The sequence below is a fragment of the Pseudomonas sp. 2995-1 genome, assembly GCF_002742505.1.
In the GTDB taxonomy this organism is placed as follows: Bacteria; Pseudomonadota; Gammaproteobacteria; order Pseudomonadales; family Pseudomonadaceae; genus Aquipseudomonas; species Aquipseudomonas sivasensis.
This window is the reverse complement of record NZ_LJSA01000356.1, coordinates 1-12,946: the sequence shown is the minus strand read 5'-3', so window position 1 is coordinate 12,946 and position 12,946 is coordinate 1. Positions and strand designations below refer to the sequence as shown.

Annotated in this window: 8 protein-coding genes, 2 rRNA genes and 3 pseudogenes; 9 read left to right on the top strand and 4 right to left on the bottom strand. The window is 56.5% G+C overall.

Annotated features, from left to right (window positions below; all coding sequences use genetic code 11):
- Positions 1 to 7: 7 nt before the first annotated feature.
- A complete protein-coding gene (locus tag AOA61_RS15630) occupies positions 8 to 901 on the bottom strand; it encodes a TauD/TfdA family dioxygenase (protein ID WP_099602093.1) in 894 nt (297 codons plus the stop codon).
- Between the two features lie 266 nt (positions 902 to 1,167).
- Between AOA61_RS15630 and AOA61_RS15625 the strand changes: the two genes are divergently transcribed.
- From AOA61_RS15625 to AOA61_RS15605, 5 genes are all read left to right on the top strand, one after another.
- Positions 1,168 to 1,875: a GntR family transcriptional regulator gene (locus tag AOA61_RS15625; protein ID WP_032884807.1), complete on the top strand. Its 708-nt coding sequence runs from the start codon at positions 1,168 to 1,170 to the stop codon at positions 1,873 to 1,875.
- Between the two features lie 340 nt (positions 1,876 to 2,215).
- A complete protein-coding gene (locus AOA61_RS15620) occupies positions 2,216 to 2,974 on the top strand; it encodes a DUF3050 domain-containing protein (protein WP_099602092.1) in 759 nt (252 codons plus the stop codon).
- A complete protein-coding gene (locus tag AOA61_RS15615) occupies positions 2,971 to 3,909 on the top strand; it encodes a diiron oxygenase (RefSeq protein WP_099602091.1) in 939 nt (312 codons plus the stop codon). Before AOA61_RS15620 ends, AOA61_RS15615 begins: the two co-directional genes overlap by 4 nt.
- A complete protein-coding gene (locus AOA61_RS15610) occupies positions 3,906 to 7,283 on the top strand; it encodes an amino acid adenylation domain-containing protein (RefSeq protein WP_099602090.1) in 3,378 nt (1,125 codons plus the stop codon). Before AOA61_RS15615 ends, AOA61_RS15610 begins: the two co-directional genes overlap by 4 nt.
- Positions 7,284 to 7,302: 19 nt before the next feature.
- On the top strand, positions 7,303 to 7,767 hold the full coding sequence (locus AOA61_RS15605; protein ID WP_032884798.1) for an SRPBCC family protein: 465 nt from the start codon (positions 7,303 to 7,305) through the stop codon (positions 7,765 to 7,767).
- Positions 7,768 to 7,801: 34 nt separating this feature from the next.
- Here AOA61_RS15605 and AOA61_RS15600 read toward each other — a convergent pair whose 3' ends face one another.
- Entirely contained in the window at positions 7,802 to 9,682 is a 1,881-nt protein-coding gene (locus tag AOA61_RS15600) for a methyl-accepting chemotaxis protein (protein ID WP_032884796.1), read from the bottom strand.
- Positions 9,683 to 10,057: 375 nt separating this feature from the next.
- Here AOA61_RS15600 and AOA61_RS15595 point away from each other — a divergent pair.
- The 4 genes and pseudogenes from AOA61_RS15595 to AOA61_RS32240 form a co-directional block, all read left to right on the top strand.
- Positions 10,058 to 10,486, top strand: a pseudogene (locus AOA61_RS15595) (sigma-70 family RNA polymerase sigma factor).
- Entirely contained in the window at positions 10,479 to 11,453 is a 975-nt protein-coding gene (locus tag AOA61_RS15590) for a FecR domain-containing protein (RefSeq protein WP_099602089.1), read from the top strand. The pseudogene AOA61_RS15595 and the gene AOA61_RS15590 overlap by 8 nt, the downstream one beginning before the upstream one ends.
- 92 nt (positions 11,454 to 11,545) lie before the next feature.
- Positions 11,546 to 11,979 (top strand): annotated as a pseudogene (locus tag AOA61_RS32530) (TonB-dependent receptor plug domain-containing protein); the annotation flags it as partial.
- A gap of 69 nt (positions 11,980 to 12,048) precedes the next feature.
- Positions 12,049 to 12,517, top strand: a pseudogene (locus AOA61_RS32240) (hypothetical protein); the annotation flags it as partial.
- A gap of 83 nt (positions 12,518 to 12,600) precedes the next feature.
- On the opposite strand, the gene rrf (AOA61_RS15580) reads toward AOA61_RS32240, so the two are convergent.
- Together rrf (AOA61_RS15580) and rrf (AOA61_RS15575) are read right to left on the bottom strand one after the other, a co-directional pair.
- Positions 12,601 to 12,716: ribosomal RNA gene (gene rrf, locus AOA61_RS15580) — 5S ribosomal RNA — on the bottom strand.
- A gap of 108 nt (positions 12,717 to 12,824) precedes the next feature.
- Positions 12,825 to 12,940 (bottom strand): 5S ribosomal RNA (gene rrf, locus AOA61_RS15575).
- Between the last annotated feature and the right edge of the window lie 6 nt (positions 12,941 to 12,946).

Below are 12,946 nucleotides of genomic sequence, written 5' to 3'. Positions count from 1 at the left end.
CTCCGAATCAGAAAGGCGCGTCGCCCTGGATGGTGGTGCGAAACAGCTTGCGGCGCAGATGGCTCGGGCAACCGGCGGCCAAGTGGATCAGCGAACGGTTGTCCCAGAACACCAGGTCGTGGGGCTGCCATTGGTGGCGATAGATGTTGTGCGGCAGCACGCTGTGGGCGTACAGCTGAGCCAGCAGATCGCGGCTTTCGTCTTCCGGCAGGCCGACGATACGGGTGGTGAACCCTTCACTGACGAACAACGCTTTGCGGCCGTTTTCCGGGTGGGTGCGCACAATCGGGTGTACCACTTCTGCGACTTGCGCCAACTGCTCGGGAGTAAGCGTGGGGCGCCAATTGCCTTCGAACTTGGTCTCGCTGTAGCGCGCGGTGTAGGAATGGGCGGCGCTGCGGCCTTCGACAGCGTTGCGCAGGTGCTCGGGCAGTTGGTCCCAGGCTTTGTGCATGTCGGCGAACAAAGTGTCGCCCCCTTCAGAGGGCAACTCCTGCGCATGGAGCATCGAGCCAAGGCTCGGCAGTTCTTTATAGGACAGGTCCGAATGCCAGAATTTACCCGCGTCGCCCAGGCCGATGGATTGGCCGTTTTCGATAATGTTGGAAACGATCAGGATTTCCGGGTGGTTGGCCAGCAGAAACTGTTTGAGTACGTGGATCTGCAGCACGCCAAAACGGCGACTGAGGGCAATCTGTTGTTCGGGGGTGATGCGCTGGTCGCGAAAGACCACCACATGGTGATCCAGGTGCGCGCGATGAATACGCGCGAAATCCTGGTCATTGACTGGCCGGGACAGGTCCAGACCGATAATCTCCGCACCGACGCTGCCGGGCAGCGGGCGAACCTCGAAATCCTGGGCGGAAAAGATCGCTGTTGGAACAGTAGAGGTGGCAGACATGAGTTCACTCCCGGTCAGACAGGAGAGTGACTTTATAGGTATAAGAACGGCATTTTAAATACCGTTAATGAATATCGATATGCGGGAATGTCGCAACATGGCAGCAGCGTGTAAGACCCCGGAAAGCTCGGATGTGGGCCGCCGGAGCCCCGCGTTGAAACGCTTACAAGCCGAAACCGTGGCCGTTTGACAAGCTTATTGGCAGCCACTAGTGTGCATTGGATCCAATTAGCCACCACTCTTTGAATAAGGAGGATAGCGTAGCCGTGACGCAGAAGCCGAACCCTTTGAACAGCATCAAGATCAGCGGTCCTATTCCCGCCCATCTCGCTCGCTCCGTGATTGAAGAAACATTGCGCAATGCCATCCTCGATGGCCGGTTGCCCTGCGGTACCGCCATGCGCCAGCAGGAGCTCGCCAGCCTGTTCGGGGTCAGCCGCATGCCCGTGCGTGAAGCCTTGCGCCAGTTAGAGGCGCAGTCACTGCTGCATGTGGTCACCCACAAGGGCGCCGTCGTGGCACCGTTGATCGAAGACAACTCAGCTGAGACCTATGAGCTGCGACTGTTGCTGGAGTCTGAAGCGCTACGCTTGTCGATTCCCTTGCTGACCGAAGCAGATCTGGCCGATGCAGAGAATTTCATTTGTGCCCTCGAACAGGAAAAGGACTACACCGAGATCGGTCGTCTCAACCGCCTGTTTCACATGACCCTTTACAGTAAGGCGCCTAACCAACGGCTGCTCAAATTGGTAGAGCACGGGTTAAATGAGGAAGAGCGCTTCCTGCGTTTCAACCTAGAAGCGATGGGGCTGGGTGAGACATCCCAGGAAGATCACCGTGAACTGCTAAACCTTGTGGCGCAGAGGAAAACCGACGAAAGCATCCTGACACTGCGTAATCACTTGATGCGCGGAATGGAAGTGATCACAGCCTATCTCAACAGCCCGAATACCACTGTAAAAAACACCCCATAACAAAGCGCCAGGTCTCTCGTCTTGACGCTCCAGAGCTGCGGGGCTTCCTACCTGATCAGGTAGCACACCCCGCGCCGAAGAAACTTCTCACTCTTATAATGCAAGTTGCCGACAGCTAATATTATTTAGCAAAACATCTAATGCATTCATATGCTTACCAACTTGTTTAACCCGCTTATTATCCACCGCCACTAAACCAGACACTTAACTCGACGGCGCAGCCCCAATCGCGCGAGCGTTTGTGCGCGCCAAGTCTGGCTTATATCTCTTTATCTCCTTGCCACTCACAACAACCCAATACTGCTTAAACAGCAGACGCAACAACTCATAGGCATCAACCATGTACCCACCATTACTTGAAAAAAGAAAACTGAAGTTGTGCAACCATCCGTTATTTCTGGAAATAACCTCACTGCAAAAATTACAACTATTCATGGAGCACCATGTGTTTGCAGTTTGGGACTTCATGACACTCACCAAACGCCTGCAACAGGACCTGACATGCACTCGCCTGCCTTGGCTGCCACCGGACGACCCGAACGCTGCACGCCTGATCAATGAGATAGTGCTGGGCGAAGAGTCGGACTCACACCCCAGGCAAGGCTATTGCAGCCACTTCGAGTTGTACTTGGAAGCCATGGTCGAAGTCGGCGCCAGCACCTCGTCGATAAACCGTTTCATTGCACTGCAACACCAAGGCGTTGATGCAAATACTGCCCTGAGCATGTCGGACGCTCCTGCTGGTGCTGCACGCTTCGTCAGCGACACATTGCACATGGCACTGAACGCACCCACCCATTGTGTAGCCGCCGTATTCCTTCATGGCCGTGAGTGTGTCGTCCCACGCATGTTCGAACGCATCCTTCAGACTGATACGTTTATCCATCGCCAAGCACCCACCTTGCGCGGCTACTTCGAGCGCCACATTGAGTTAGACGCTGAGCATCATGGGCCGGCAGCTGAGCAGTTGCTCGAGCGCCTGCTGGCAGTGGCTCCGAGTTACCCGCAACAAGCCGACGAAGCAGCCCTCGCCGCCGTAGAAAGCCGTATCACGTTCTGGGACGAGGTGCGGGCCGCGCTGCAAGAGGTGCGCCCATGAATACCGCGGGCTACACCCCCATCGCCGACGACTGGGAACGCCGCGCGACCATCCGTACACGCCCTCGCCGCTTGCTGGAAAACGATGACAATCTGATCTATCCGATGTGCCGCCAGCCCTTGGTACTCAGCAAGACCTTTGTTGAACACTGCGCACAATGGCGCGACTTCGTGCTGGTGCAAAGCTTCTACAAATTCATCAACGACGTGGTCATTTTTGAAACCGAAATCGTCGAAAAAACTGCGCGCAATATTGCCAAGAATCGCTTCTCGCTACCCTTCCCCCTAGCCTGTCGCGTTGATGCGATGACGGTGGTGGTGGATGAGGACTACCACGCCTTGGTAGCGCTGGATTTCCTGCAACAGACAATGGAAATGACCGGCATACAACCGCTCGACCTGCCGGAGCATATCGAACTGAGCCGTGCGCTGCCGGCGGCACAGGCGCAGGCCCCCGCCCATCTGAGCGATGCTGTGGAACTGATTGGCGTGGCTATCGCCGAAAACACCGTAACCCACGATGTCGCAGCGTTCTCTAAGGACAGCAGTGTCAAAGCTTCTGTTCGTGGCTTGATGGCCGACCATCTGTTTGACGAAGGCCGCCACGCGCAGTTCTGGACCCGGCTGGTGCGTATTTACTGGCAAACCGCGAGCCCGGACGACCGTGACAGCATCGCTCAGGTACTGCCCACATTCCTGGCGCATTACCTGACCAACGACCTGCAGAAAAACTTCGACCTGCAACTGATCGAGCACCTCGACATCAGCGACCGCCTACGCGGGAAGCTGCGCGATGAAGTCGCAGCGCTGGCGTTTCCCATCACCCGCCAGCACCCATTGATGGGCAATATCATGGGTTTCCTGCAACACAGCGGCTTGCTGCAAACGCCAAGTGTGGCACAGGCGCTGAACGACTACCTGCCGGTGTCGCCATGAGGTGCCTGACAATCGGCTGGCTCGGAACAAGCAAGGCACTTGGCGCCATCAGGCCCGTATTGGAGCAATACGGGCATGTGTCGGGCGATAAGAACATCGACTTGTGGATTGAAGACGGTAGCCTGCCGTTGCCGGATGACGTGAGCAAAGCCTCCTGTATAAGTCTGCGCCTTGGGGTCGGTCCGGTAACCGATTGCGGGTTGCCCCTGTTGCAATTGCGCGCCTATGACCGTGAGCGACGTTTGTCTGCCGTGCTGGACATCGCCGAAGAACCCAGTGGTAACGGCCAGCGACTGCGTCGGCAGGTCACAGACACAGTGGTGGACTGGGTCGCGCTGCTCGTCAGTGGTTTTTCACGTGATCCCGGGGCTCTCTCTACGAGCGCGATTGCCACTGACTGGCCCGAGCAGAGCTTGCGGGGGCTGGAGACGCTGGCCTTTATGCACCGATTCAATCGTACGGCAGACCCCAACCTGATCCAGAAAGCCCAGGTGCCTGTGATCGAACAGCTCCAGTCCAGCCTTTATGCCTTCGCTGACCGGACGGCTCTGAATATCGCCGGGCACACGGTGACCTACCGCGAGTTGCACCTTCAAGCCATAGCAATCCAGCAACGATTACAGCCCTTGCTGGACGCTGTTGAAACACCGTGGATAGTTGGCGTGTGCATGGAAAAGTCCATCGAACTGTATGCCAGCATTCTTGCGCTGCTCGGCTGTGGCGCGGTGTACCTGCCACTGGAATCTGAGCAGCCTCTCAAACGGCATCAGACCATGCTCGAAAGCGCCGGGGCTCAAGTGTTGCTGGATACCGGCCAGCACCCGTTACGGGCGCATTTCACTTCACTCGATGTCAGCACCGTTAAGCCACACACCCTCAAATTTGCTCATCCGTTAAAGCACAATCGCCCCTGCTCGGATATGCCGTGCATGGTGCTCTATACCTCTGGCAGCACGGGGCAGCCCAAGGGGGTGCTCCTCAGTCAAGGTAACCTGGCGCACTTCACTGCTTGGCTTGGGTCCTGCATGAAGCCAGATGAATGGAGCCGCGTTCTACAGTTTTCGCCCCTGGGTTTCGACTCGTCATTGATCGACATTTTCCCTGCGCTGATTGCAGGTGCGCAGTTGATCGTGCCCAGTGAAGAACAACGACGCGACCCTGAGCAACTGGTGGAACTGCTCCGTCGACAGTGCGTTACCCATGCCTTCCTACCGCCCGCGCTGCTCAATATCCTGCCGCTGGATCAACCCTTGGGTGTGACGCACCTGCTCACCGGTGGCGATGCCTGCGAACCCCATGTCATCGAGCGACTGGCAGCGCAGTGTCAGCTTCACAACCTCTATGGCCCCACCGAAACCACAGTGCTGATTACGCACCGGACGCTCGCACCCGATGACAACAATCGCAACGTTGGCCACCCGATCGCCAATAGCCAGGTGCTGATACTCGATGACGATCTGCAACCTGTGGATGAACAGGTGATGGGCGAGTTGTACATCGTCGGCCCCGGATTAAGTCTGGGCTATGTGAATGCGCCGCATCAGGCTGACAGCCCATTCGTCGAACTGCTGATGCCGAGCGGCCAACCGCTGCGGGCCTACCGCAGCGGCGACTTGGCACAGTGGACGGCCCAAGGGATTGTGCTGGGTGGGCGTCGCGACGATCAGGTGAAGATCCGCGGTTTCCGGGTCGAACCCCGAGAGATTGAACAATGCCTGCGCAATAGCCGGCTGTATCGCGAACTGGCGGTAGTGATCGACCATGAAAGCAGGATCTGCGTCTTTGTCGCCCAGCCCGCACCCGGCGCCACGCTGGTGGCCCTACAGCAGCATGCGCGCCAACGGTTACCGGACTATATGCAACCCGGTTTCTGGGTGGAGCTGCCAGGCATGCCGTACACCAACAACGGCAAGGTCGACCGGAAGACGCTGCTGGGGCTCCCCTTCCAACCGATTTTCAGCGCTGCGCACCGGGCTGCACACACACCGCTTCAAGCACGATTGAGCGAGGTGTGGCGCGAGCTGCTGGGTGTGCCCAGCCATCAGTTGTCCATCGACGAAAGCTTCTTCGCGTTGGGCGGCCATTCAATTTTGCTGTCGACTCTCTTACTGCGTGTTCGCGAGCAATTTGGGCGTAGTTTCGCGTTGAGCCACTTCATTGAAGTTCCGACGATTCGTACGCTCGCAACGCTGATGGAGGACGGAGAACCACCCGACGCATCCTCTGGCCAGGCAGTCTTGGATGCCCAACGGGATTGGGTGATCACTCCCTTGCATAGGAATTGCGCTGGTGATCCGCACAAGGTGATTGTGACGGGGGCCAACAGTTTCGTCGGCGTCCATATTGTCGAAGCATTGCTGGCCTCTGGTGTAACCGAGGTGGCATGCCTGGTACGTGAGATGCCGGGGAAGCCTGCAATGGCACGCTTTACCCAGTCGCTGCGCGAATACCACCTGGAACACCTGGACTTGAGCCGGGTACGGGTAGTCGCCGCCGACATCAGCCTGCCGCGATTGGGTTTGACCTGCGAGGTGTATGACACGCTCGCCGCAGACTTTGGCGTGCTGGTGCATAACGCGGCGCAGGTCAACCACGTGATGGACTACGCGTCACTGGCCAGAGACAACGTTGAACCCATATTCGAATGCCTGCGCCTGTGCGAGACCCGCTGCAAGAAGGTCTTCAACTTTGTCTCAACGTTGTCGGCGTCCAGCAGCATCGACCCGCAAGGGTATGTGCTAGAAGCACCGGCTGCGACCACCCTGCCGCTGTATATCCGCAATGGCTACAACCTATCCAAGTGGGCAGCCGAGCGAGTGTTGGGGCGTGCGGTCGCGCAAGGTGCCTGGGTAAATATCCATCGCCCTGGAAATATCAGCTTCAACAGTCGCAACGGTGTCTGCCAGCCGCAGAAGAATCGCCTGATGCTGATGCTTAAGGGGTCTCTGCAGTTGGGAATGTTGCCTCGGCTAGATCTGAATTTCGACCTAATGCCCGTGGACTTCCTGGCTCGATTCATTGCTTACCACTGCACGCGCTTTGAAGCGGACAGAAGCGTATTCAACCTGCACAACCCACAGCCATTGAGCTGGGATCACTACCTGGATGCGTTCAGCCGGGCCGGCCATCGGTTCGAACGGGTGAGTACTGCGCGTTGGCAGCAGGCGCTGCGAACAGCGGGCCAGGACAATGCGTTGTTTGGCGTAATCGGGTTTTACCTGGATCGACTGGATGAAGACATTGGCGACACGTTGATGATCCGTCATGACAACGCACAACACGGCGTCCAGCAGATGGGCGAGCAGTACCCCGAAAAGAACGCGGTGCTGCTGAGTAGAGGCTGCAATTACCTTAAGACCATCGGCTTTCTCTGAACCGCTTCAGGACAACTTCATGAAACCGCTGCAACCCGATACGTTAATTCATAACCCAAACGGCCGGCCGATCGTGGCCTCTGTGGTGATCGACTGCCATGCCACCCGCCTATGGAACACGGTGGGACGGTTTGCAGGCTTCGATACCTTCATACCGGCCCTGACGCATATCGAAATGACCGGCACCGGTGTGGGCGCCTTACGCACGAAATTTTTCCGCGATGGCAACCGAGTGGTGGAACAGCTAAATAGCTGGGATGAGCACGCGATGCACATGACCTGGACCACGATCTACAACACCCTGGGCGTGGCCAGGCTGTGGGCGGCAATCAAAGTAGACGCTCTTGGAGAGCACTGCTCCAGGGTAACCTGGACCATCATTGCCGAGCCCTTAGACGCAGCACAGGTGGGATTTGAGCAGTTTGTGCAGGGGTTCGCCGATGGCGCCCTGGAGAATGTTCGCCGCTTGCTGGGTAAGCGATAGGAGCGAGATCGCTCGCTCCTACACACTCAGCAGATCAAATTTTGAAGCTATCGACCAACTGCTTCAACCGATTGGCCTGTTGAGACAGCGCATCGCAGTCTTTCAGGGTTTCGTTGAGGTTGGTCACACCTTGCTGGTTCAGCAGGTTGATCTGGTTGATGTCGACGTTGAGGGTTTCCACCACGGCAGTCTGTTCCTCAGTAGCGGCGGCCACGGACTGGTTCATGCCGTCGATCTCGACGATTCGCTGCGTTACGCTGACCAGGCGCTCACCGGCCTGGTTGGCCACCTGAACGCTTTCTTCGCTGGAGGTCTGGCTGGCATTCATGGTGGTCACCGCCTCACGCGAGCCCACTTGCAGCGAAGTGATCATCTTATGAATCTCTTCAGCCGACTCCTGGGTACGGTGAGCCAGGTTACGCACCTCATCGGCGACCACGGCGAACCCGCGTCCGGCTTCACCAGCACGTGCTGCTTCGATTGCCGCGTTCAATGCCAGCAAGTTGGTTTGCTGGGAGATGCCTTTGATCACATCAAGGATGTGGCCGATGTTGTCGGTGCTGGCGTTAAGCGTTTCGATCTGGGTGCAGGACAGGCTGATCTTTTGCGACAGTTCCGACATTGCCAGGATGGTTTGCTCAACCACTTTGCGCCCATCGTCGGCCTGCTCGCTGGCACCACTGGCGTGCTGTGAGGCGTCAGCGGCGTTACGGGCGATTTCCTGAGTAGCGGCGCCCAGCTCGTTGATTGCTGCGGCGACGCTGTTGGTACGTGCGCTCTGCTCGTCAGAGCCTATGATCGAAGCGTTGGAGGACGCCATCACACGCTGGGACAGGTCATGCACCTGGCGCGTTGCTGAAGACACTTCGGAAATCGAGGCGTGGATACGTTCTACGAACCGGTTGAACGCACTGCCCACTTCACCGAACTCGTCTTTGCTGGTAACCGTCAAACGGCGGGTCAGGTCACCCTCACCCTGGGCGATGTCCTGCATGGCAATGCCCATGGTGGTCAGAGGGCGCAGCAATACTTGAATCAGCAGGCTCAAGAGCACCGCAATCGCGACAACAGCGATCAGCATGGCGATCAACGCGGACGTGCGGAATTTGCCCAGCGGTGCATAGGCTTTGTCTTTATCGATCGACAGACCGATATACCAATCAGCACCGGGCAAACCGCTGATAGGCGTGAACGACAGGATGCGGTCCTGACCTTTGAGGACGACCTCCTGGTTAACTTTCTCAATACGGACGCTGGTACCTGGATAGATGTCCTTGAGGTTTTTCATCACTTGGTCTTCGTCAGGGCTGACGATGACTTGGCCGTCGCCGCTGACCAGGAACGCATGGCCGATACCGCCGAAGTCCACCGAGTTGATGATCTTCACCAGGGTTTGCAGGCTCAGGTCACCGCCGACCACACCGAGCAACTCGCCGTTCTTTTTCACCGGCATGGCGATCGTTACGATCTGCCCACCCACTGCGGCCATATAGGGCGGCGTCAGCATGGGCTTATCGGCAGCCACCGCTTGCTTGTACCAGGGACGCTGACGAGGGTCGTAGCCGTCAGGCATCTTTGCGTCGGGACGCTGGGTGAACACGCCGTTGGTTTGACCAACGTAGGTGAACTGGAAGTTCGAGGTGAACGCCGGTTGATCGACCAACCCCGGGAGGTCAGCCGCACTGCCTTGGTGGGCAACGTTTTGCGTCAGACTTTCGAGCACCAATATCCGACCGCTGAGCCAGTTCTGCACACTGCTGGCGGTGAGCTCACCCGACTGCTGGATAGACGACTCCAGGTTCTGCTTGATGGTGCTGCGCTGCAGGTAGTCGTTGTAAAGAGTAAATAACGCGAAGGCTAGAACCACGACGCCTGACGCGGCCAACAAAATTTTATGACTGAACTTGAGATTCATTTCATCGACTTCTTTTTGCCAAAGGGGGGGTGAGCGGGCCGAATGGAGCATTCCATGTACGGTCTAGGCAGCGTCTCGGGCCGCTCTATTTCGGTGCACACATGGCTTATCAGGCTTTCGGCCACGCCGAAGTAAAACTTAGTGATTTGTGGGAAAGATCTTCTTTTTAGGTAGGAAACCGACAAAAGGTTGTCGTACAAGGAGCGAAGTAAAAAATTTTTCCGCCTGCCAAGCACTGAGACAAATTGACATCTGTGGCGCCTGGACGAGCTTGTTTACAGGCCTCCCTCTGAATACACCTCGCGTGAAGATAGCGTTGTGCAGACGCTTTACTGCACCCACCACAACTGGCTTAACACGTGGCTGCGCGGCCGTATGGCCAATGTCGCAGATGCAGCAGAACTGCCTCAAAACGCCTTCATTCGACTGCTGTAGAGAATCGAACGTTTTGAACTCAAGGCGCTACGGGCATTGTTGCGCACAAGTGCACGAGGGGTGGTCGTTGATCACTGGCGCCGCGAGGAGATCGAACGAGCCTATATCGAGTCAATCGCCCATCTGTCCGAAGCGCTGGCGCCAAGCGCTGAGGCGCGGGCGTTGGTATTGGAGTTACTGGAGGACATCGCCCGGCTTTTGGAAGGGTTAAAACCTGAGGTGCGTAAGGTATTTCTGATGGTTCAGTGTGATTGGCTAACGTACAAGCTGATCACAAAACAGATGGGTATATCACTGAGGTCAGTTGAGCGTTATGTCGCCGAGGCGCTTTACTACTGCTCCGTCCTGCGTTACGGCGCCAATGAATAACACCACACGCTCCGGGCCAGACTCGAGGGTGGTCAAGCAGGCCATCAGTTGGATGCTGCGCTTACGTCACAACCCCGCCAATACACGGCTGCGCCTGCAATGTGAGCAATGGCGCGAAGATCATCATGATCACGAACTGGCCTGGCAACGGGTACTGGCGCTACAACAGGAGCTCAATAGCCATCTGACCGCGATCCCCGGGGTACATAAAGCACTGGAAAACAGTACACAAGGCCTGGGACGGCGGCAGGCACTGAAGTTATTGGCCGGCGCACTGCTGGTGGGCTCAACAGTATGGCTAAGCCGGGACCTGACCGGTTTGCAGCGCTGGACTTCTGACCTCGCAACAGCCCCCGGCGAGCGCCGCAGCATGCAATTGCCCGATGGCACTCGCCTGCAACTCAACACAGACAGCGCGGTAGACCTGGACTTCAATGCGCAGCAGCGTCTGATCACATTGGTGCGTGGGGAAATCCTAGTGACCTGCAGTGCTGCTTCCTCTGCCCCATTGTTGGTTCAAGCTCAACACGGCTTGCTGGAAGGCATCGAAGGGCGTTTTACAGTTCGTCAGTACAGTGACCGCACACGCTTGAATGTGGTCAGCGGTACTGTAGCGATTCACTCACCGCACAGGCCGGATGGACTTTCGACGCGCGTTCACGCAGGTGAGAGTTACGTCGTGCGTCAGACCGAAGCAATGCTTGCTCCGCCGCCAGATATGGACATTGCTGCTTGGTCAGATGGGCTGCTAGTGACCCAAAATATGCGGTTGATCGACTTCCTTGCAGAAGTTGGGCGTTATCGCCCTGGTTATCTGGGCTGCTCAATGGATATTGCAGATCTACGGCTGTCGGGTGCATTCCGCCTGGAGGACACCGATAAATTGCTAGCGATACTGCCACGCATACTGCCGGTACACGTGCGCTATCGCACGCGTTGGTGGGTGAGCCTGGAGCGAAGGGTCTAATTTTTCACTTTTTTGGCGGCTTTTTTCCGTGAGTCCGGCTTAGACAGTGAGCCAGTCAATCTGCGCTCACCAGGCATCTACAGATGCTGAACATGCCAGCGTGTTTTCCCCGCAACACGCTCGACTCTTCCTACCCGCTATTGGGTCAAGCCATACGCGCAGCATTGCTGTTGACGGCGCTGGGTAGCGGTACGGTACTCATCAGTGTCTCAGCGGCAGAAACCCGCACCGAGCAGGTCAATCAACCCTACAAGATAGCTGCAGGCCCACTGAGCCTGGTACTCAATCAGTTCTCACGACCGATAGGCGTCACTATGTCCCGCATGCCAGCGCAAACTTAGGACCGGCACTCGGTGGGGTTACAGTGCGATGCGCTGCTTAAATGATCGCTCGGTGGATAACATTTACCTTGATGGCTTGAAGTCCATGAGGGACAGAGGCACCTATAGCACGATGCAAGTTGCATCCGTACTTCCTGGAGCGCGTGGACATTCTCAAGGGTCCTTCCTCACTACTCTATGGGCGCAGATGTCCCGTCTGAGCATCGACTTTACCGATGACACTTCACTGACGTTACAGGCCTATCTCCACTAGGGCGACCAAGCAAACCATGCTGATAGGTGCGGGCTATCAAGGGCGTAAACAGTGGTGGATTGGACAAGTGGGCCGCTTGAGCCAATCAATGCGTTTAACCCAGCCTATGGTAACTCTGCTATCCGCTATTACAGCCCTACCAGCTACTTGCGCCGGGTGGAGCAGACCGGGTTTTATCTGCAAGACCTGATCGAATTGATCAGGAAAATCTGGCAACCAAGCTAACGCAGGAAAGCTTTTATCGTGCTGTCGGCGCTGTACGCTCGCTGGGGCTGGAATTGGAAGCACATATGGAGCTAAGTTCCTGGGCAGCTATACCTTTAAGGTAACGTCGACTTAAAGGGCGTGGATATAAGGCTGAATGCTAACAATCTGACCAATGAAACTTATGTAGCGTCCTATGCCAGTCTGAACTTCTGCTATCTGGGTGAAGAGCGCAGCGTAAGCGCAAGGTAAGTTACCAGTTCTGAGCCATTGTTGTGACCCCCACCCACCAGCGCCTCTAAACGACAAAACCCCTGTCTGTATAACAGACAGGGGTTTTGGAATTTAATCTTGACGATGACCTACTCTCACATGGGGAAACCCCACACTACCATCGGCGATGCATCGTTTCACTACTGAGTTCGGGATGGGATCAGGTGGTTCCAATGCTCTATGGTCGTCAAGAAATTCTGTGTATCGGATCGTTGCATTCGCATCGCGCCGATGAAATTCATGAGTTTCTACATAAAACAAAACCCCATCTGCTTTCGCAAATGGGGTTTCGGAATTTAATCTTGACGATGACCTACTCTCACATGGGGAAACCCCACACTACCATCGGCGATGCATCGTTTCACTACTGAGTTCGGGATGGGATCAGGTGGTTCCAATGCTCTATGGTCGTCAAGAAATTC